General features: G+C 67.4%; 13 protein-coding genes and 2 pseudogenes. 8 read left to right on the top strand and 7 right to left on the bottom strand.

Features of this window, described 5'->3' with window-relative positions; all coding sequences use genetic code 11:
* Positions 1-56: 56 nt before the first annotated feature.
* Positions 57-137 (top strand): annotated as a pseudogene (locus tag M2283_RS49455) (IS5/IS1182 family transposase); the annotation flags it as partial.
* A gap of 374 nt (positions 138-511) precedes the next feature.
* Here the strand turns inward: M2283_RS49455 and M2283_RS49450 are convergent.
* From M2283_RS49450 to M2283_RS49440, 3 genes are all read right to left on the bottom strand, one after another.
* The gene (locus M2283_RS49450; RefSeq protein ID WP_280883202.1) at positions 512-1,654 is read right to left on the bottom strand and encodes a GH12 family glycosyl hydrolase domain-containing protein; all 1,143 of its coding nucleotides are present in this window, start codon (positions 1,652-1,654) and stop codon (positions 512-514) included.
* Between the two features lie 227 nt (positions 1,655-1,881).
* On the bottom strand, positions 1,882-2,904 hold the full coding sequence (locus M2283_RS49445) for a LacI family DNA-binding transcriptional regulator (RefSeq protein ID WP_280883201.1): 1,023 nt from the start codon (positions 2,902-2,904) through the stop codon (positions 1,882-1,884).
* A 344-nt stretch (positions 2,905-3,248) separates the two neighbouring features.
* Positions 3,249-6,167 carry a glycoside hydrolase family 48 protein gene (locus M2283_RS49440; RefSeq protein ID WP_280883200.1) on the bottom strand — a complete coding sequence of 973 codons (2,919 nt, stop codon included), beginning with the start codon at positions 6,165-6,167 and terminating at the stop codon, positions 3,249-3,251.
* Between the two features lie 361 nt (positions 6,168-6,528).
* Here M2283_RS49440 and M2283_RS49435 point away from each other — a divergent pair, with 361 nt between their 5' ends.
* The 3 genes from M2283_RS49435 (at position 6,529) to M2283_RS49425 (ending at position 10,026) form a co-directional block, all read left to right on the top strand.
* Entirely contained in the window at positions 6,529-6,720 is a 192-nt protein-coding gene (locus M2283_RS49435) for a hypothetical protein (protein ID WP_280883199.1), read from the top strand.
* Positions 6,721-6,972: 252 nt separating this feature from the next.
* Complete coding sequence (locus M2283_RS49430; RefSeq protein WP_280883198.1) at positions 6,973-8,724, top strand: glycoside hydrolase family 6 protein; 1,752 nt, start codon at positions 6,973-6,975, stop codon at positions 8,722-8,724.
* A gap of 579 nt (positions 8,725-9,303) precedes the next feature.
* Positions 9,304-10,026 carry a FadR/GntR family transcriptional regulator gene (locus tag M2283_RS49425; protein ID WP_280883197.1) on the top strand — a complete coding sequence of 241 codons (723 nt, stop codon included), beginning with the start codon at positions 9,304-9,306 and terminating at the stop codon, positions 10,024-10,026.
* Positions 10,027-10,148: 122 nt separating this feature from the next.
* Here M2283_RS49425 and M2283_RS49420 read toward each other — a convergent pair whose 3' ends face one another.
* Positions 10,149-12,092 (bottom strand): RICIN domain-containing protein, encoded by a 1,944-nt coding sequence (locus tag M2283_RS49420; RefSeq protein WP_280883196.1) that lies wholly within the window; start codon positions 12,090-12,092, stop codon positions 10,149-10,151.
* Between the two features lie 1,281 nt (positions 12,093-13,373).
* Between M2283_RS49420 and M2283_RS49410 the strand changes: the two genes are divergently transcribed.
* Positions 13,374-14,207, top strand: coding sequence for a PIG-L family deacetylase (locus M2283_RS49410; RefSeq protein WP_280883195.1), 834 nt, complete (start codon positions 13,374-13,376; stop codon positions 14,205-14,207).
* 35 nt (positions 14,208-14,242) lie between these two features.
* On the opposite strand, the pseudogene M2283_RS49405 reads toward M2283_RS49410, so the two are convergent.
* Together M2283_RS49405 and M2283_RS49400 are read right to left on the bottom strand one after the other, a co-directional pair.
* Positions 14,243-14,925: pseudogene (locus tag M2283_RS49405) on the bottom strand (transposase); the annotation flags it as partial.
* Between the two features lie 60 nt (positions 14,926-14,985).
* Positions 14,986-15,354, bottom strand: coding sequence for a VOC family protein (locus M2283_RS49400; protein WP_280883194.1), 369 nt, complete (start codon positions 15,352-15,354; stop codon positions 14,986-14,988).
* Between the two features lie 63 nt (positions 15,355-15,417).
* On the opposite strand from M2283_RS49400, the gene M2283_RS49395 reads away from it, so the two are divergent.
* Both M2283_RS49395 and M2283_RS49390 read left to right on the top strand, forming a co-directional pair.
* Entirely contained in the window at positions 15,418-15,870 is a 453-nt protein-coding gene (locus M2283_RS49395) for a MarR family winged helix-turn-helix transcriptional regulator (RefSeq protein WP_280883193.1), read from the top strand.
* 1,749 nt (positions 15,871-17,619) lie between these two features.
* Complete coding sequence (locus M2283_RS49390) at positions 17,620-19,848, top strand: peroxidase family protein (protein ID WP_280883192.1); 2,229 nt, start codon at positions 17,620-17,622, stop codon at positions 19,846-19,848.
* A 73-nt stretch (positions 19,849-19,921) separates the two neighbouring features.
* Here M2283_RS49390 and M2283_RS49385 read toward each other — a convergent pair whose 3' ends face one another.
* Positions 19,922-20,203 (bottom strand): hypothetical protein, encoded by a 282-nt coding sequence (locus M2283_RS49385; protein ID WP_280883191.1) that lies wholly within the window; start codon positions 20,201-20,203, stop codon positions 19,922-19,924.
* Positions 20,204-20,391: 188 nt separating this feature from the next.
* Between M2283_RS49385 and M2283_RS49380 the strand changes: the two genes are divergently transcribed.
* Positions 20,392-21,042: an LmbU family transcriptional regulator gene (locus M2283_RS49380; protein WP_280883190.1), complete on the top strand. Its 651-nt coding sequence runs from the start codon at positions 20,392-20,394 to the stop codon at positions 21,040-21,042.
* Positions 21,043-21,452: the final 410 nt, after the last annotated feature.

Raw genomic sequence — 21,452 nt, 5'->3', positions numbered from 1 at the left:
CCACTTGACGTGGGCAGCTTCCTCTCTAACTTCGCGGCATTGGCACAGGAGTTGCGTTGGTTCCCCATCCTGCCGCACTCGACCTGCCCCACGCCCTGGTCGAGTGGGTCACCCTGCTTGTCGTCACACGGGAGGGCGGCCTCGCAAGGTGGCGACGTGGTGGATCGAGGGGGTTGCGGTACCGTCGGCCGCCGCGCCGCAGCTGAGCGCGTTCTAGGCCTCGCAGAGATCCAGACCGGCAGCGGGATCCAGCGGGCCGCGATGTTGTCCCAGCGGTAGGCGCCGCCGCCCATGTCGGCACGGGCGTAGACGAGCCCCCGTACGGCGGGACGGAGCACCGCATCGGTGGAGAATCCGATGCTGGCGATGACCATGCCTCAGCTCTCCCAGCTCCACAGATCGAGGTATGTCACGCGTGTGTCCGAGCTGGGCCGGCGTGCCGTTCCCATCGGGCCGCCGGGGCCCGCCGGTCGGTGTGGCGGACAGGCGGGCCCCGGAGGTTGAACGTGTGTCACACGGCGGTGCAGGCCGTCCCGTTCAGGTTGAAGCCGGAGGGCTTGGCGAAGGTTCCGTCGGCGGTGCCCTGGAACCCGAAGGTCACCTGGCCGCCGGCCGCGATCTGGCCGTTGTGGCCCACGTTGCTCGCCGTGACGGCTCCTGACGACGAGGACAGGTTCGCGTTCCAGGCATTGGTGATCCGCTGCCCGGAGGGGAGGGCGAACGCGAGCTGCCAGCCGCTGACGGGGGAGGAGCCGGTGTTGGTGATGGCGACGTCTGCGGTGAAGCCGCCTTGCCAGACGTTCGTCGCGTACGCCACCTTGCAGGCCGTGGAGCCACCGGGGTTGCCCGGGTCGCCCGGGTTGCCGCCGGACGACCCGGTGTTCACGGCGGAGGAGAACGAGGTCACTGCGAGACCGGCGCCGTTCTGCCAGGGCTCGAAGCCGGCCTGAACACTCGTCAGATACCAGTTGTTCTGCGCGAGTCCGCGCGAGACGGCCTGCCGGGCGAAGTCCATGACGTCGAAGGACCAGCTGCTGACCGCCGACGGTGCGACGAACGACAGCACGTCGTTCGAGCCGTTGTTGCCCGACCACACCTGCCAGTCGCGCCCGCCCACCGTGGCGTTGCCGACCGGGGAACCGATGGGCTGGATGGATCCCACCTTGTTGAACCAGATCATGATCTCGGTCCTGTTGACGCCGTCGGTGCGTGGCGTGGGGTCGAGCCAGATGTCGTACGCGGCGTCGTACACCGCGTCGTTCACATAGCTGTAGGAGATGCTCGAGGGCGCGGTGGAGACGGTGCTGAGCTGGGCGGGAAAGTTGGTGCCGGGCGAGCAGTTGGTGTAGTGGCAGCCGTTGTAGACGGACGGGTACGACTTCGGAGCGCCGTTCGTGGGGACGGAGCCGTCGGCCTGGGTGATCCTGAACCCCGAGTCCGTCGCGGTGATGCACTGGGCGGCACTGGTGCCCCAGCGGTTGTTCTGGACCACGTAGCGGCCCTGGATGGTCGTCGTGCCGAAGGGCTGGCAGATCGTGGTGTCTGCCTGTGCCACCGACGCCGTGGTCAGAAGCGCGGCGAGCGAGACGAGCGAGGTGAGCAGCGCGCCGAGCAGGCCACGCGCGCTGCGGGCATGGTGCGGTGAAGGACGCATGCGGATCCTCTTCAGAGGGATGGGGGGTAGTGGGGGAGTGTTCCCGCAACCATGTGAATGGGAGCGCTCCCAAACCTTGCTCGGCAGGACTGTAGGGATGGTCCAGGTCCATGACAAGACTGTGGGCGTGAACCCGTTGAACCGATTTCGGAGGCGCAGGTCGGACACGGGGGCGAGACGCGGTGCGTCAACCTTGGTGCGCACTCCGGCGGATGTGCGGACGAAGGTCAGGTCGAGTCGCGGACCACGAGCTCCGTACGGAGGATGACGTGACGCCAGGCCACGGCGCCCTCCTCCATCTCCTCCAGGAGCAGCCGGATCATGGCGCGCCCGATCTCCTCGATCGGCTGACGTACCGTCGTCAGGCGTGGTTCGGTCTGCTGGGCCAGCGGAAAGTCGTCGAAGCCGATCACGGCGACGTCCTCGGGTACCCGGCGTCCGGCCGCGCGCAGGGCCTCCAGAGCCCCCGCGGCCGTGGTGTCCGACGCGGCGAGGACGCCGTCGATGTCCGGATGCCGTTCGAGGAGCTCGGCCATGGCGCGGCGCCCGCTGTCCGTCGTGAAGTCGCTTTCGGCGACAAGGGTCGGCTCGCCCTTCAGGCCCGCGAGTTTCAGGGCCTCTTCGTAGCCGCGCAGCCGGCACTGGGCGGCGTACAGGTCGAGCGGCCCGGTGATGGTGGCGATGACTCTGCGGCCCCGTTGGGCAAGGTGGGAGACGGCGCTGCGGGCGCCGCCGATGTTGTCCGCGTCGACGTAGCTGACGTACTCCTCTCCGGAACGGCGCCCCAGCAGCACGGTCGGCAGCCGGGCGTCGGCGAGCATGTCCGGCAGGGGGTCGCCGGCGTGCACGGACATCAGCAGGACGCCGTCGACCCGGCCGCCCCGCGCGTATTCGAGGAAGCGCTGCCGTTCGGTGTCCGATCGGACCAGGGTCAGCAGCAGTTGCATTCCGGTGTCTGTCAGCGCGTTCCCGAGCGAGCTGACGATCTCGGAGAAGAAGGGCTCCGCGAACTGCCGCCAGTCCGGCTCCGTCATGACCAGGGCGACGGCGTCGGCCCGCCGTCCGGCCAGGGAACGGGCCGCGAGATTGGGCACGTAGCCCAGTTCCTCGATGGCCTGCTGTACGGCCCGGCGCGTGGAGTCCTTCACGCCCGCTGCGTTGTTGATGACGCGGGAGACCGTGCCCCGTCCCACCCGCGCATGGGCAGCCACCTCCTCCAGCGTCGGTGTCCCCGGGCGTCGCCTGCCCATGACCACCTCCCCCAAGAGATCACCGATCTTACCGGCCGGAGGGGGATGAGCACACGAATTCACCAGTGGCATAGTTACAGGCGGGTTGCCCTGCCCCCAAGGATTGGGAGCGCTCCCGTCCGTGAGTGGGGAGGTATGGGCGTTATCCGCTGGCGGTCATGAACGGAACTAGCTTCCACGGCCGTGGTGATCTGCGTTTGCACAGGGGAATGTCGGTCGTTCAGCGGGCGGCCCGAACTGGTCCCGGGATGGCCGGGCGGCCCCCTACGCGGGTGGGAGGCCGCCCGGCCGGGTGACCCCGTCACCAGGCGACGGGGTCCGGTACGCGGAGCGCCGGCGGGGGGCTACTCAAGCAACTCCGCGTACGAGCCCATGGCCAGGGCGATGTCCGCCTGGGCCCAGAACCGGTGGTAGGTGAAGACGGGCGCGGCGCCGCCCTTGAGATAGGCCTCGACCTTCGACCAGGCCGGGTCGTTCTTGTAGAAGGCCCGGATCGAGGCGAACGTCGAGGACGAGTTGATCGCTTCGCCGTTCGGCATCGTGCCGCTCCAGCCGCTCGGCACGTAGACCGGGTCGTTGAACCTGCTGTAGTCGGTGCGGGTCTCCGGAACAGCGATACCGAGGCTGTCCTGGTAGTTGCCCCACATCCCGTCCAGCAGCGCCTTCGCCGTCGACTTCGCCTTCGCGTCACCGGACTTGGCGCCGTAGTACGTCAGGGTCTTGGCGTACGCGGCTGCCACGCCGACGTCGTTGGTGTAGTCGGCGACGGTGACGTGAAGTCCGCTGTTGGCGCCGGGACTTGACGTGTTCCAGGTGTCGGGCTGGCCCGACCACTGGAGGGTGGAGGGAATCTGGTAGGTGCCGTCCGGGTTGACGGTCGTCTTCGACAGCGCCCATTTGACCCACTTGTCGAGGACCGTCTTGGCCTGCGGGTCCCCGGTCTGCTGGTAGTACTCGGCGACTCGCTCCATCGACCACGCCTGGAAGCCGAACCACTGGTTGGACGGCGGGTCGTGGTAGACGGGCTGCTGGTCGTAGTACATGCCGTAGAAGGTCGACTTGCCGGCCGGCGGGGTCGCGTAGCGGCCCGCCCAGCTGTTGGTCGAGCCGCCGGCGATGGCGCCCTCGTCCGACTGGAGCCAGCGGTAGAACTCCAGTTGCCGCTGGAGCGACTTGCCCCAGTCGGCCGCGCCGGTCGACGACTTGGGCTTGAGGTCGGCGTCGGCGCTGAGCGCGTACGCGGCCAGCGGGTTCTGGTAGCCGCTGTGGGCGTAACTGGAGCCGATGCGCCAGGCCCAACCGCCACTGGTGTCGGTGGAGCCGCCCCAGGCGTAGTACCAGGAGAGCAGGTAGTGCGAGGCGTCCTTGCCGGTGCCGGCCGGGCAGGTGGCCGGTCCGGCGCAGTTGCCGATTTTCTTGAAGTACTTGTCGTACATGGCGTAGCGCAGGTAGTCGCCCATCTTGGCCGCCTTGGCGACCGTGCCCGACACGGCCGAGCCCTTGCCCTGCTGCTTCGCCCACAGGTCCGCCCAGTAGGCGGCCTGCACCGCGCGTGCGTCGGCGTCCGGGGCGGTGGTGTACTTCCACTGCTTGGCGTACGACTTGTCCCCGGTGAACAGGTCCAGGTAGCCGTTCTTGCCGCCGTACTTGAAGGCGTCGCACGTCGGATGCGGCACCGTCTCCCACACCGATTCCTGCGGGCCGCGCTGGAAGGTGTTGAGGTACGACGGTCCGGTCTCCGCCGGGCCGGCCTCGCACTTGCCGCCCGGGGTGTTGCCGAACCCGTAGGTGTTGTCGACGTCCTGGATCCAGTGCATGCCGTAGATGTCGTCGGTGTTGTAGGCCGACTTCAGTTCACCGGCCAGCGGGTCCGAGCCGACGGGCACGGACGGGTCGAGCGCGGTCGGATACTGGTCCGGCGTGTCTTCCTCGGGCCCGTAGGTCGCCGGTTTGGACGCGCTGTAGAAGGAGTTGGTCGGCTGGTCGGCGTGCGTGGGGATCATGTACTTCTCCATGATGTCCCAGGCGCCGTTGAACTTGGTCCAGTCGCCGGTGATCTTCCCGTACATGGCCTGGAGCCAGAGCAGATAGCTGTAGGCCTCCGACGTGGTCTCATGGCCCTGGTCCGGGGCCTCGACGATCAGCGTCTCGACCGAGTGGTAGGGGATGCCCTCGGGGGAGAAGTAGCCGTTCGCCGGATTGGTGATCTTGCCGTACAGATCCAGGAAGCGGGCGTTGTACGTGCCCGTCGCCGCGATCTGGGTGACCGTCACCGTCGCCTTGCCGTGCCCTGCGGCCGTCGACTCGAAGGTCGCCGCACCCGTGCCTGAGGAGTCCGCCGTGACGGTCGCCTTCTGCGAGGTGTTCCAGTTCGACGGGGTGAAGGTGAGCGAGGCCCCGCCGGTGACCGACAGGCCCGAGTTGCCGCCGGTCCGGGCGGTCGCCACGATCACGTTGGCCGAGGGCTGGGTCGAGAGCTTCACCTCGTACGTGCCCGTCTTGCCCTGCTGGACGGCGAGTTGGGTGGTCGAGGCGACCACGGCGGGACCCGCGGCGACGGTGATGCCGACCGGCGTGGATTCCGCGGACGCGCCCAGACTGTCGTACGCCTTCGCCAGCAGAGAATGACTGCCCACGGTCAAACCGGAGGCGGAGTACGTGTAGGGCGCGCTCGTGTCGGTGCCCAGCAGTGTGGTGTCGTCGTAGAACTCCACCCTGCCGATCGTCGCGCCGTCCGCGGCCGCCGCCGTCGCCGCGAGCAGCACGGCGTCACCGCGCGAGTAGACCGCGCCGGCGGCCGGGCTGGTCAGCACGGTGATCGGCGGCTGATGGGCGCCGACGCAACTGGTGCCGTTGACCGCGAAGTCGGTCGGTGCGGTGTTGGTGCCGCTGTAGCTGAACTGCGCTCCCGCCGAGACGGCGGCGCCCGGGGCGATGGTGCCGTTGTACGAGGCGTTCTTGACGGTGACGGTCTGACCGCTCTGCGACCAGGTGCCGTTCCACCCGTTCGCGAGCTGCTGGTTGCCCGTGTAGCCGTAGGTCAGTGTCCAGCCGTCGATGGCGGCGGTGCCGCGGTTGGTGAGGGTGAGGTCGGCGGTGAAGCCGGAACCCCAGTCGTTGGTCTTGTAGTCGACGCTGCACTGCACGGTCGCCGCGTTCGCGGTGGTCGTGCCGGTGGCGAGCATGGACAGAGGCAGGGCGAACGCGGCGGCGACGGCGGTCCAAAACCGCCGTACGGCTCTGCGTTTGCGTCCGGGATCCATGTGCTGTTCCTCCTTGCGTCACGCGACTCACGGAGAGGTGCCAAGGCCTGAATCCAGTGGGAGCGCTCCCATCGTGGGGATGAAGGCGGGCGCGGTCAAGATGCTGGGGCGTTCAAAGTTCGAACTGAGCCGATCCGGCGAAAAGTTTCGTAAGGACCCTATGAAACCCCGCCAGTTGACGCTAACTTCCTCCCCACCAGTGGGAGCGGTTCCATCAGGCGACGCGTCCGTAGCGGCGCGCCAAGCTGTAAGGACTCGCTCATGCGACACCCCCCGCATTCAGTACTTTTAGTCAGCGACGCTCTCTCAGGCCCTGTGCTGCCCGGTGCTCTCGGCCCCGGGAGCCACGGTTGCCTGCGCCGTGGGTACGAACTTCCTGGTAGCACCGTCGACCGGTGCGCGAACGCCGAGTCAGGCCACGCCTGCTCCGCGCGACTCCCGCTCCCCGCCGGTCAGCAACCCCTGGAACGGCAGCACGAACCGCAGCGACATCGCCGAGCTCTCGGTCACCCGCACCAAGACCCGCGGCATGAAGTCCGCGCTCGCACCGTAGGGGTTCGGTGCCGGCGGTCGGTGCTCACGAACACCACCGAGCGACCCCGCGCCTGATCGGGCGCCCCCCAGCACGACCGAGGCCTTGAAGCGCCGGCAGGACGGCCGCGCCTTCGAGTAGCTGCCGGACGTACCTGCGCACCGACCACCGGAACGCCACGCGTGCCCCAGGTGTGGCCCAGACGTCGGCTCGCGCGGCCGTCCGGACGGCCTCCGTCCGCAACTCCCCATCGAGAGAAGGAAACCCGCACTCATGAGTCACACCAGGACATCGCTGCTCGCCGCCCTGGCGCTGGTCGCCGGGACGACAGGGACGGCGCTCCTCGTCGGCCAGGCCGGCGCTGCCACCTCGGCCACCCCCTGCACCGTCGACTACAAGGTGCAGAGCCAATGGGACACCGGCTTCACCGCCGCCGTGACCATCACCAACAACGCCGCCGCCAAGTCGAGTTGGTCGGTGAAGTGGCTGTACGCCGGCAACCAGAAGGTCACGAACGCCTGGAACACGAAGGTCAGCCAGAACGGTGCCGACGTCACCGCCGCCAATGAGAGCTACAACGGCGCTCTCGCGAGCGGGGGTTCGGTCAGCTTCGGCTTCAACGGCTCCTACAGCGGCACCAACAGCGTGCCCGCCACGTTCACGCTCGACGGCGTCGCCTGCAACGTCGACAACGGCGGCGGCACCGGTGGTGGCACCGGCGGAGATACGGGTGGCGGCACGGGCGGTGGCGACGGAGGCGGCGACACCGGCAGCCGCGCCAACAACCCCTACACGGGCGCCAAGGTGTATGTGAACCCCGAATGGTCCGCCAAGGCCGCCGCCGAACCGGGCGGCAGCCGCATCGCCGACCAGCCCACCGCCGTCTGGCTGGACCGCATCGCCGCCATCAACGGTGTGAGCGGTGGCATGGGCCTGCGCGCCCACCTCGACGAGGCCCTGAGGCAGAAGGGCTCCGGCGATCTCGTCGTCCAGCTCGTCATCTACGACCTGCCCGGCCGCGACTGCGCCGCCCTCGCCTCCAACGGCGAACTGGGGCCGAACGACCTCGACAAGTACAAGTCCCAGTACATCGACCCCATCGCGTCGATCCTGTCCGAGGCCAAGTACGCGGGCCTGCGGATCGCCACCGTCATCGAACCCGACTCGCTGCCCAACCTGGTCACTAACGCCGGCGGCACTCCCACCACCACCGACGCCTGCGTGACCATGAAGTCCAACGGCAACTACGAGAAGGGCGTGGGCTACGCCCTGGACAAGCTGGGCGCCATCCCGAACGTCTACAACTACATCGACGCCGCCCACCACGGCTGGCTCGGCTGGGACAGCAACCTCGATCCCGCGGTGCAGGAGTTCCGCAAGGTCGCGACGACGAACGGCGCGAGCGTGAGCGACGTGGCCGGCTTCATCGTCAACACCGCGAACTACAGCCCCACCAAGGAGCCGTACCTCAAGGTCACCGACACGGTGAACGGTCAGACCGTACGCCAGTCGAAGTGGGTGGACTGGAACCAGTACGTGGACGAGCAGTCCTTCGCCCAGGCGCTGCGCGACAAGCTCGTCGCGGCCGGATTCGACTCCGGACTCGGCATGCTGATCGACACCTCCCGCAACGGCTGGGGCGGCGCCGCCCGGCCCACCGGACCCGGAGCGCAGACCACCGTGGACGACTACGTCAACAGCAGCCGCATCGACCGGCGCATCCACGCCGGCAACTGGTGCAACCAGAGCGGCGCGGGCATCGGGGAACGGCCGACCGCGGCTCCGGCCGCCGGTATCGACGCCTACGTGTGGGTCAAGCCGCCGGGGGAGTCTGACGGCAACAGCGCGGCCGTCCCCAACGACGAGGGCAAGGGCTTCGACCGGATGTGCGACCCGACCTACGGTGGCAACGCGCGCAACGGCAACAACGCCACGGGTGCGTTGCCGAACTCGCCGCTGGCCGGACACTGGTTCTCCGCGCAGTTCCAGCAGTTGGTCCAGAACGCGTACCCGCCGCTTTCATGACCTGCTGACGCGGTGTGTCCGCCCGGGTCGGTCACCGCTCGGCAGGGCGAGGAATGGATCCGGGGCAGCTCGTTGGGGCAGCGTCCCGTCTCTTGAGGCGGGACAATGCCGGCTTTACCAGTCCATCAGGTGGGCGGCGTGGGTGCAGTGCGGGTAGTTCTGGTCCGGCCTCCACCGCTGTTTCTCGAAGATGAGGGAGGAGAGTGCGGCCGGCAGGACCGTGAAGGTGTCTGTCGGCGGGGGACAGGCGGCGTCGTACCTGCTTGAGCCGGCTGCGTCCGGTATCGGTGAGGAGGTCCCGGCGTGCATGTGGGTCGCGGATGATCGAACGGGCCGAGGCCGGTTGAGGATCTGGACTTCGCGGAGCTCCAGCGCCCTTCCGACCGCGGCCCTAGCCGTTCCGCGCACGCGACTATCATCAACGTCACCCTGGGTATGCGGAATCCCGAGCAGGTGGCAAGGACCTCGAACTTCGTCGTCAGCACGTCCCGGAAGGTCTCCAGGGTGATCTTCATACTTGGAACCAGAGCCTGATCAGGTCGGACGTGCCGGCTGAGACGGTCACGGAAGGAGTTCGCGTTGTCTTTGACCGACAGGGCCATCGAACAGATCCGTGAGCTGATCCGGAGCGGTGCCCTTCCGCCAGGCTCTCGGCTCCCTCCTGAGCCGGATCTGGCCGCACAGCTGGGCCTGTCCCGCAACCTCGCTCGTGAAGCGGTCAAGGCTTTGGCCGTGGCTCGAGTCCTGGAGGTCCGGCGGGGTGACGGCACGTATGTGACCAGCCTGCAGCCGAGCCTGCTCCTGGAAGGGCTCGGCGGTGCGGTGGAGTTGATGCAGAACGACTCCGGCGTGCTGCAGGACCTCATGGAGGTACGCCGGCTTCTCGAACCGGTTGCGTGCGCGCTCGCGGCCACCCGGATCTCCGATGAGCAACTCGCCGAAGTCGAGAGGCATCTGGAGGCCATGCGCGAGGCCCGCGACGACGTCGAACGGCTCAACGCGCACGACGCGGCCTTCCACCACGCCGTCGTCTCAGCCACGGGCAACGAAACGCTGCTCACTGTCCTGGAGGCCATCTCCGGCCGCACGCTGCGCGCCCGCATCTGGCACGGTCTGGTCGACACTCAGGCCGCCGGCCGCACCCTCGCAGAGCACGAGGCGATTTTTGACGCACTGTCCACCCGCGACGCCGCCCTCAGCCAGGCCGCAGCACTCCTGCACGTGAGCAACACCGAACGCTGGCTGAGGGAATACCTGGGTTCAGGCGAGGCCCTACTCTCCGGGACGACACTGCAGAGGTGAGAGCGCGGCGCCGCCAGCGCCCTTCAACAGGCGGTCAAAGTCGCCTTGTGATCCACCCAGGACGCAGTTTTCAGCGGATGCACCGCACGTCCACTTGCCAGGGCGTGATCTGAATCGAGGCATCACACGGCGATGATCTGCCACTCCTGTTGGGATGCCCGGTTGTACGTCTCCTGCTCGACGTCGGCGCCGTCCGCGGTGGAGGCGCCGTGGACATTGAGAGACAGCCCGCTGAGCCGGTTGGTGAGGTAGTAGTAGCCGTCACCCGTGGGCGTCACCGCCCAGTGCTGTTGGAAGGCGTTCTCGTCCGACCAGATGCCTACCTTGCCGCCGTCTGCACGTGAGAGGCCAACCACTTCCATGACTTTGCCGCTGCCGAGACTCTTGATCTTGTAGTAGCCGTCGTCGGTGCAGGTGAACGTCCAATTCTGGTTGGCCTGGTTCAGCCAGGGCCACTGGAGGATGCCGGTGCCGTTGGAAGTTCCGTTCCCGCTCACGTCGGCTACCCGGCCGCTGTTGCGGTTGACCAGGCGATAGGCGGTTGCGTTGCCCGGCAGGACGCGTGACAAGAGAGCTGGCTTGGCAGTTCTGCCGCCGATCCGGATGCCGCCCATGTTGACGTATCCGCCGGTGCCGGAGGTGGCCTGAATCCGCACGAAACCAACGTGCCTGGCATTCCACTCGGCCACTTTGGTGACACGGTCGCTGGTCCAGGAACCGGTGGCGACCTGGGCGAAGGTCGTGCCGTCGACACTGGTGGAAATGGTGTACGACGTGATGTCGCCGTCGGTTGAGTTGGTGCGGTTCCACTGTTTGGGTAGATACTCCAGGGTCGAGATGTTGCTCCACACCCCACCTAGGTCGATCGTGATCGAGTGAGGCAGGGACGGGGACAGTCCCCACGTCGACCAACAGGTCTCGAAGCCTTTGTCGCTCAGCCCGTCGATCGCGTTCATCGGGCCCTCGCCGGCATGGAACCCGGTGGCGTAGGCGCTGACGGGTGTCACAGGATGCTCGGCGCGTGGCATCTGCGTTGGCAAGGGCTCCCTGGAGCTGTCGGGGCTCCATACTGCACCGACCTCGGCGAGCCGCGTGACGACGTTGGTATCCAGCTTGCCATCGCGGTTGGGCGGGCAATTGAGGATGAACGAGGTGTAGTTCGGTTCCAGTTCCGCCAGGTGGGACAGGATTGACGCCTTGCTCATCAGGTCTTCGTTCGGTGTGGACGGATGCCAGAACCATCCGTTGCTGATCGTCTGCCCTTGCATGGAGGCGTAGGTGTTTCCGGCCGGCGAGGTGATACCCAATGGCTCCTCGAAGTAGATCGCGTCGCCGAGGAACGGTACCGACAACCCACCATGGTCGATCATGATGATGTCTGGCTGGAGCGATTTCACATGCTCGCGTATCCGCTGGTACGAGACGGCCTGTTGGCCCATCTGCCAGGCGTATCCGTCGGTGATGAACATGTCGATAGTGCCGTAGTCGGTGAGCAGTTCGGTGATCTGGTTCAGCATGTAGGTGAGATCACTGGGCTGGATTGTCTGGTCGGCGGCGACGCCGTGCCGGGTGTCGTACGCCTGCACACTGTAGGTGCGGTCCCAGATCGAGTAGTACAGGCCCACCTTCAGGCCCTGGGCCCGGAACGCGTCGACGTACTGGGCGACGATGTCCTGCTTGTAGGAGCTGTTGGCGACGTTGTAGCCGTTGTACGCGGTCGGCCAGAGACAGAAGCCGTCGTGGTGTTTGGTCGTCAGCACGCCGTAGCTCATCTTCGCCGCGGCCGCGGCCGTCGCCCACTGGGCACAGTCCACCGCCGCGGGGGCGAACAGGGCGGGGTTCTGGTTCGGGGCAGCCCACTCCTCGTTGGTGAACGTGCCCATGTTGAAGTGGTTGAACATGCCGAATCGCATGTTCACCATGTTGTTGAGGTTGGTTTGGGGGGTGGCGGCCACTGCCTCGGACACCAAACCCGAGAAGGAGGGGACGACGGGCAGCACGGTCGCAGCGGCAGCGGTGCCGGCGGCGCCGAGCAGCGTACGGCGAGACAGGTTTTCCGGGGGCATGCTCTCACTCCCATTTCTGTAGGTTCAGCGCTCGTCGGACCTTGCAGAAGGAGCCGAACCCTCTCCGGGCACCAAGGCGGGGCATGCCCGCCGAAGTGCGTGAGGACATCTTTGATCCGGAGAAGCCACGCAGGTGCTGCGTCATTCATGGGTCTCGGGCACCAGGTGTTACGCATGAAGTTCGGGCATGTAACACCGGACTGTCAACCGTTTGGAGGGATGAAAGGGCGTTCCCAAGCGATGATTTGGCCGCTATGAAACCATTAGTGCTGCTTATTTTCAGGCAGACATGGCATGTTTACCCTGGCCTTCGTGTCGAACGGATGGTGGGACTTGACACGAAGGGCGTCGTGATTGGACGTCGGCACATCCAAATGATCAAACCCAGCCGGTGCCAACAACACTCGTCATCAAAACAGGTGGGCACCGCCCCTCGGATCTCCTGACGTGTGCGGGATGTTGCGGTCAGGCCAGCTGCATCGACGCGGGACGATTCACGGTCGCCGTTCCTGATCATGTCGGCATGCGATAGATCGTTCGAAGAACGACGCGTTCGGAGGGAAGCATGGCCATCCGCTACGTCGGCGCCCACTAACCGCAGCCGCAGAGGCCCCAAGCACCCCTACGCCCGCACAGCAAAGGGTGGCCAGTTGCTCCGCTGGCGGAGTTGCCAGGGCAGGCGAGTCAACGAACTGGACATCGTGCGGGCCCGCTCATCGCTGGGAAGGGCAACCGTCGTCGACTTCGCTCAGCACAAGCGCTACTGCGTACTGCGTGACACGGACGGGCGCCCGCTGACCACGACAGGCCCGTCCATGCTTCATGCCGGCGAGAGCGTTGGCGTCTTCGTGCAGGTCCCTGCCCTGCCTGCAAGTACGCCAGTCCAGATAAGTTACCCGACGCTGACGGCCCCGGACCAGACGATTCGGGGCATGTGACGGACCTTCGCGTCGTGTCCCCATGGGGCGCCTTGCGGGGCTCAAGTTTCGTGTCGAAGTCTCGCGACCGGTGCCGGATGGACATCTGATCCGATGTGGCACTGAGACATGCAGATGGCGCCTGTACCTCGTTCGCTTGGAACGGCGATGTCTGCAAGCCAAACGGCCGCACCGGGAACAGACGGTCCCGCCGGGATGGTTGCATCGACCGTGAGACCGGCACCGCACGGGCGGGGAACAGGGAGACCACAAGGTCGTCCACCCCACCAGGATCCGGGTCCCGGGTCGCGGTACGCCCGCCGCTCTCACGGACCACGACGTATTTCTGCAGGAGGACTGTTTCATGGCTGACCGGCCCTTGACGCTCATGGCGGTACACGCCCACCCCGACGACGAGGCCACCGGAACCGGAGGGGTCCTCGCGCAGTATGCGGCGGAAGGCATCCGCACGGTTCTCGTGACATGTACCGACGGCGCCTGCGGCGACGGGCCAGGGGGTGTCAAGCCGGGCGATCCCGGCCACGATCCGGCGGCCGTAGCCCTGATGCGCCGTCAAGAACTCGAAGCGAGCTGTGATGTCCTGAAGATCAGCGATCTGGAAATGCTGGACTACGCCGACTCCGGGATGATGGGCTGGCCCAGCAACGACGCCCCCGGAGCCTTCTGGCAGACCCCCGTGGGGGAAAGCGCGGCCCGACTCGCGGACCTCATGCGGCACTACCGACCCGATGTGGTCGTCACCTACGACGAGAACGGCTTCTACGGCCACCCCGACCACATCCAGGCCCACCGCATCACGATGGCAGCGCTGGAGATGACCGAGCTGACACCGAAGGTGTACTGGACCACGATGCCCCGCTCGATGATGCGGCGGTTCGGCGAGATCATGCGCGAGTTTCATCCGGACATGCCGGAGCCTGATCCCGCCGAGGCCGCCGCGATGGCCGAGATCGGCCTCCCCGACGATGAGATCACCACATGGGTGGACACCACCGCGTTCAGCGGCCAGAAGTTCGACGCGCTCGCCGCGCACGCCAGTCAGGGCGACAACATCTTCTTCCTCAAGCTGGGCAAGGAGAGGTTCGGCGAGCTGATGGGCGTGGAGACCTTCGTACGCGTCCAGGACGCCACCGGCACGGCCGTACCCGAAAACGACCTCTTCGCCGGGCTGCGCTGATCCGCCCGCCCGACCAGCCGGGAAAGCTCATCGACCACGATCTCGATCCTGTCGCGGAACGCTGGTGTCTGGGCCTTTAGCCAAGTCTTGAGCACCTGCTTGGATCGGCCTTCGATCATGTCCAGCAGTCTCGACGGTCCGGTGCCGTCGCGGACCGGGGTGAGGTCGATGATGACGGTGACGAACTTGTCCGCGCGGCGGGTGTGGCGCCACGCGTGCTCATCCACGCCCAGGACTTGGACACCGTCGAAGCGGGTCGGGTCGGCGATCGGTAACTGCTGGCCGGTCGCGGAGACGGCGTCGTTGACGGTCTGTCAGGACACCCCGGGCCCGATGGCGATCCGGGCGATCGGCATCCGGTCGATGACGACACTCTTCAACGCCCACATCACCGCCTGCGTCGAGAGTTCCGCCCTCGGCGCAGGCGGCCGGTGTCTTGGCGCCAGACCTGCCCGCAGCCCGAACAGCCGTAGCGGCGGATGCGGACGTGCAGGATCGTTGCCCGTCGGCCGAGCGGGACGTGTGCCAGTCGGCGCAGCACGCCGTCGCGCGGCACCCCCAGACAGCCGCAGGCATGGCACCAGCCATCAGGGTCGAGCACTCGACAGAGCAACACGGCGTGATCGGGGCGCAGTTGTTGGCCGACCGTTTTCAAGCCGAGGTCGTCCGGCCGGCAGAACGTCGTCAGGTCAGCAGGGCAGAAGGTAGCGTCGCGCACGAGCCTAGGGCGCAACCGCGGTCTTCCGGGACCGGTGATCGTCCGGTGGCGTTGGGCGTATCAGGCGCGGTCGTGGAGAGTGACCTGGTAGCCGTCGGGGTCGGCGAAGGTGAATGTCCGGCCGAAGGGGCCGTCGATCGGTGCGGAGACGATGGTGTGACCGTCGGCGACGAGAGCATCGTGGATGGCCTGGACGTCTGTGGCGTGGAGCCAGATCGCGGCACCGATGCCGGGCTGGGCAGCGGATGCGAGATCGGTGCCGGGAACGACGTCGCGGAGTGCGAACGCGATCGGCTTCGTCTCGAAGACGACGGCGTGCGGAGGTCCGGCCTGCGAGCGGACGAGGCCGAGGTACTGCTCGTAGAACGCCTGCGAAGCGTCGAGGTCGCGCGCCTGGAGCGAGATGAAGTCGGGGCCGGTGGCGGGCATGATGATGCTCCTTCTCTTCGTGTCAGATTCCTGACACAGAGCAATGTATGTCAGAATGCTGACATGAATCAAGACGGTGTCGACCTGGAGAGGTCACTGGGCTACCTGCTGAAAGAGGCATCGAGTGTCCTGCGCGCAGCCATGGAGGAGGTGCTGCGGCCACTCGGGATGAGCGTGACGCACTACTCCTGCCTCGAACTGCTGGCTCAACGGCCGGGCTTGTCGAACTCCGAGCTCGCGCGGGGCGCGTTCGTGACACGGCAGTCGATGAACGTGCTGCTCCAGGCCCTGGAACGAGACGGCTACGTGACCAGGCCTGCGGAGGCGTCCGTCGGGAAGGTTCTTCCCGCGCGGCTCACGCCCCGCGGCCGACGGAGCCTGGAGAAGGCGACCGTAGCGGTCCGGTCCGTCGAGGTCAGAATGCTGGCCGGCATGACCGAGACCGAGCAGTCAGGCGCGTTCCGGATCCTGCAGAGCATGGTTCATTCCCTGCGTGATGGCAACGACGGTGCATAGCTCGTTCCCTGGCGCACGTCTCGCCGCGCCCGGACAGGAGTGCAGCCGAGCGTGAAAAACCGTGCAGGTGACCTCGAAAACCGACAGCCCCCGACTACACCCTCTTCTGCGATGGGCCGGGTAAGTGTTGCTGTCGTCGAGCAGCAGGTCCGCGGCGAGTTGCTGAGCCGCGCAGCAGCGCGCGGAGTGGAGGCGGAAGGGCCGCATCGAACTAGGCGAACGGGACACTGACTGATAAGACTTCGCCTCAGTCGGGAGCTGCTGGTCGTGCGCCTGGCCGCGGTGGGGTACCTGCTCAGTTCTGCGGGGTGCCTGATGGGCGTGCTGCTTTTGCGGTGTCGAGTTGTTCTCGGAGGGCTTTGGCGACGATGCGGTGTGCTGGTGTTTCGCCTGAGAGAGCGGTCAGGAGACTGTGCTCGATTTCGAGGTAGGGGGCGCTTTGCGTGGTGGGCGGCTAATCCCTGACCCTGGGGTGGTTACAGCTTGGTCCGTTGCCGCAGACGATGACCGCGGAGGCGGCGGCGAGTGATCGCGGAACAGCGTGGGTGAGCACGGAGAGCGCCCGGCTGTGGTCTGTGGCGGGTGGAGTGGTCGTGCTTGGGTGTGCCGGTGTTTCCGCGGACGACTGCGAGCCCCACCGTGCATGCAGCGGCTCGTGGTCGCTGGTGGCGCCTCACCGTAGGTGCCGCCGGAGGACATCCGCCAAGGTTTCGAACACCGTCGAAGCGTGGACGGCGGCGGGTGCGCCGACTTGTTGGATCAGCCGGTGCCGGCTACGCGTCGGTTGGCGTTTCGGCGGTCAACCGGCGTTTGCTGCGCACGTGTTGTGAGACCTGGGAGCCCCCACGTGGGTTGTGGGCCGTTGTGTCGCTGTTCTGTCACCGGTGTCGCAAGGGCTGTTGCGCCAGCTGTGCGGTGTCTGCTGGTTCGTGTGGCTCGGCCATCCCGTTCCGCCACCTTCGAAGACGCGTCGAGGACGGGAGCGCTGCGCGCCTATCTCCTGGCTGCCCGTCTCACCGGCCGCTGCACCCGCCTACGGCAAGGACACGCTCAAGGCCGCAGCTCGACGAAGCGATGAGCCGGCGTCTTCACCCGCGGACGGGAGTGCAGGACACACACTTCTCGACCGTTCCTCGTCGGTCATGTGACTCCGCGCCGAGTCCTCGCCTGTCAGGCAGCCGCGTCCGTGAGGGAGTCGACGTCCGACAACCTCGCCGTCCGAAACGGCGGTAGGCGGGGCGGCACGGTGGTGCTCCAGCGGGTGCTGTGTCCCGACCGGAAAGGTCTCTGTCCAAGCTTCCGGATCTGTCACTTGGACGTGCCTTCGTGCATTCTTGGCGACGCGGCGACCGCTCTGTCCCCACCTGTCACTGTCCGACTTCGCGCCTGTGCCACGACCCGCGGACCGAACCTCTGCCGGAGCCCGTACCCGTTGGTGCGGCCGGCTGCCCCGCGCCCGTCATCTCGCCGGAGACGGAAGGGACTTCCCTCAGGCTCCCCTGCATCACGAACACCACGCCCCCAGCCGCTGGTACCCGGGCCCGCCCGGCTCCTCGGCCGGCGCACCCCACCGCGAAGAGATGCCCGCACGGCCCTGAGGGACGCGTGGGGCGGCGTCCACGCATGCGTCCGCAAGGACAGATCCGTCCGGTCAGGACAGAGAAGGGACATGGCATGAGGTACGAGATGTGGCACGGCTCGGCTTCCAGACGCTCACTCACGCGTACCCGAGCGGGTGTCGTCACCGCGGTGTTAGCCACGCTGGTGACCGCCCTGGCAGCGCCGTCCGGCGCGGCGGGAGGGCACAGCGGAGCACACCCGGAGATACAGTCGCTGGACGGCAGCGGCAACAACAGGGCGCACCCGGACTGGGGGCGGGCCGGTACCGCCTACGCCCGGCTTGCGCTCGCGAACTACGCCGACGGGCGCAGCAAGCCGGTCGCCGGGCCGGACCCGCGCTACGTGAGCAACCGGGTCTTCGCCGACGAGGAGGTCCAGGGCGAGCAGGTGCTGCCGGCGAACATCTTCTCCGAGCGTCAGGTCAGTCAATGGGCCTGGACCTGGGCCCAGTTCCTCGACCACACCTTCGCCCTGCGGTTGGGCGAGCAGGCCACGGACCCGCAGGGCGAGTCCGCCGACATGGCGGGCGACGACAGCGACCCCTTGGAGCTGGTCTCCGGGAAGCACTACCTGCCGTTCACCCGGTCCACGCCCGCCCGTGGCACTGGTGTGGCCAAGGCGCGTCAGCAGGTCAACATGGACAGCTCCTACCTCGACGCCTCGGCCGTCTACGGCAGTGACAGCGCGCGGCTGGAATGGCTCCGGCAGGGAGCGGTGGACAGCGACCTGTCCAACAACGGCGCGAAGCTCTTGCTGCCGGACGACTATCTGCCGCGGCGGGACGCGCGGGGCGATGTGTCGACCGCCCCGGCTACCGACATCGACGGGCGCCTGAGGGCCGACCCCGGCAGCGCGGTGGTCGCAGGAGACGTACGGGTCAACAACAACATCGCGGTGACCGGGGTTCAGACGCTGTTCGCCAGGGAGCACAACCGGATCGTGGATGCGCTGCCCGCCTCCCTCACCGAGGAGGAGAAGTTCCAGATCGCCCGGCGGGTCGTGATCAGCGAGATCCAGTACATCACCTACACCGAGTTCCTGCCCTCGGTGGGGATCACACTGCCCGGTTACCGGGGCTACAGCCCGAGGACCGATGCCACGCTGACCAACGAGTTTGCGACCACCGGCTACCGTGCGCACAGCATGATCCACGGCGCCACTTCGCTCAACCAGCCGGCCGGCCGCTACACCGAGGAGCAGCTGGAGGCGTTCCGGGCCGCCGGCCTCCTGGTCATGGGCGCTCCGGACGGCCCGGTGAGCGTCGAGGTCAGCCTGGAGTTCATGCGGGACAACCCCGAGCTGCTCAAGGATCTGGGGCTGGGCCCCGTCCTGCAGTCCCTGGGGGACAAGGCGCAGTACCGGAACGAGGAGATGACCGACCACCTGCTGCGCAGCGTGCTGTGCTCGGCACCGAACGCGGACCCCAAGTGCGTCTTCGACCTGGCGGCCACCGACCTGGCCCGCAGCCGCGACCATGGCATGCCGTCCTACAACGACCTGCGCAAGGCCTACGGACTCGCCCCGGTGAAGTCCTTCAAGGGCATCACCGGTGAGACCGGCGAATCCTTCCCGAAGGACGCGGAGCTGACGCCGGGCGCCGAGATTAACGACCCGGACAGTGTCGACTTCGTCGACATGAGGAACCTCTTCGGCAGCAAGGTCGGCTTCCAGGCGCTGCCGGGGGACACCTCCGCCACCACCTTCACCCGGCGCACCCCGCTCGCCGCCCGGCTCAAGGCGATCTACGGATCGGTCGACCGGGTGGACGCCTACGTCGGCATGCAAGCCGAACCGCATCTGAAGGGTTCGGAGTTCGGTGAACTCCAACAGGCGATGTGGGCCCGGGAGTTCCAGCAGCTGCGCGACGGGGACCGGTTCTTCTACGGCAACCAGGCTGCCACGCTCAAGGCGATCTCCAAGACATACGGCATCGGCTTCCGCCACGGACTGGCCGACGTCATCGCCGCCAACACCGACGTCGAGCGTTCCGCCCTGCCCGACAACGTGTTCTACTCCCACGGTGAAGTGCCCGCCGGGGGCTGCCGGGTGGACTACGAGGCGGGCGACACCTCCGCCTCCGGCGAGTTCGCCGGCACCATCGAGATCAAGAACACGGGACGGACGCCGCTCACCGCATGGGCGTTGCGCTACCGCTACGCCGACGGGCAGAGGGCCGTAGAGGCGGACGGAGCCGTGGTGTCGCAGAACGGCACCGACGTGACCGTCCACAGCCCCGACTCCGGCGGGACCATCCGGCCCGGCCAGACCCGGCGCGTGTCGTTCAGCGGCACCGCGACGGGCGGCAACGACGACCCGGTCGGCTTCACCCTGAACACCACCCGGTGCTCGGCCGGGTAGTACGGCACACCACGCACCGGCCCCGGGGGTAGGCCGAGCCACGGCATCGGCCGGCCCCCGGGGCCGTGCCGTGCTAGTGGATGGTGTCGGCCCCGGGGAACGGTTCGCAGCCGACGAGCAGGTTGATCACCGTGAGGTGCTGCCCGCAGTTGGGGCAGGAGTGAAGGGCTCCCAGGCGGACCGCGGACGGGTCGGTGGGCTCGCCCGGCGCAGCGTCCTGCTCGGTCGGGCGTCCGCGATCCGTCCGCCACCACCGGGTGCGGCACTTGGGACCGCAGAACCTGCGGGTCGGATTCCGGCTCGTCCAGGCGAACTGCGTGCCGCACTCGGCGCAACACCGGGTCGCGGTGACCATGGGGCCTCCTCGGTCTGCTCGCGGGGCCGCTTGCTCCGCGCGCCCAAGTACAGCGCGGAACAGGTAACTCCGCCGTAACACAGAGCCACTTCCTCCCGCTGTCCGCCCGATCCGTTCTGTTACCTCGCCGAGACGTCGCGCCGTGAAGGATGAGGGCGTGCGGACAAGGGGGCGGTGAGGTGCGGAGGATGGCAGGCGAGGCGGCACGAAGGAGCGGGCGGCCGACGGAACCGGTGGTGGGGGACCAGGAACACGTCACGCTGGACGTGCGAGCGGCGACCCGGCGCACCGCCCTGATGCTCTCCCCCGGACTGCCGCTCGCGCAGTGGGCCCATCTCGGCCGGCAGATGTTCGTGGTCACGGATTCATCGGCATGGTGGCTGGGTGACTGGCTCATCTATGGCCGCAGGGAGTACCGGGACCGCTACCGCAGGGCCCTGACCGAGAGCGGGCTCGACTACCAGACCCTGCGCAACTACGCCTGGGTGGCGGGCAAGTTCGAGCCTTCCCGGCGGCGTGCGCGGCTCAGCTTCCAGCACCATGCCGAGGTGGCGGGCAGCCCCGCCGACGAGCAGGACGAGTGGTTGACACGTGCCGAGCGGGGCGGCTGGTCCCGCAACGAGCTGCGTCGGCAGGTCCGGGCTCACCGCCAGGCCGACCGGACGCTGCTGCACCCACTGGTGCGTCTGCAGGTTCCCTCGGACCGCCGGGTCCGGTGGCAGCAGGCGGCGGAGGCCGCGGGCCTCGACCTGCTGGACTGGATCGTGTCACGCCTCGATGAAGCGGCTGGCGAGCTGGAGCAATCCGACCCCTTGGCAGACGCCGATATCGGAATCTGAATCTCCGCCTCCCTAATGGCAGGCGTTTGGCCGTGTCCCGCCGGCGGGACACTGTTTACGGCCACCGGTCCGCGCCATTCCGGTGGCGCGTCTCCGGCTTTTCATCATATTCCCGCCGCCGTTGAGCAGGCCTGACGGAATGCCGTAGTGCCCGTCGGACCTGCGGTTCCCCTGCCTACGACAGGCTGGGTCCGGTACCCGTGACACCGTGCGGGCCACCTACTGGGACGACGGACTCTGGACGAGGCGTAGGGCGTCTGCTGTTCTAGTGTCCAACTCGGCGTGCGGTGTCAGGCCGCCGTCGGCCAACAGCACCGCAGTTCCTGTGGTGCGGCTCGTGTGGTGGCATTACGGGGGAAGTCGAATGAGTTCAAGCATGGGCACAATTCGTAGATCTACTAGCATGCGCC

The organism is Streptomyces pseudovenezuelae (assembly GCF_029892565.1).
Lineage (GTDB): Bacteria > Actinomycetota > Actinomycetes > Streptomycetales > Streptomycetaceae > Streptomyces > Streptomyces pseudovenezuelae_A.
Note: the sequence above shows the minus strand (reverse complement) of the source record. Positions and strands in the feature narration are given on the sequence as shown.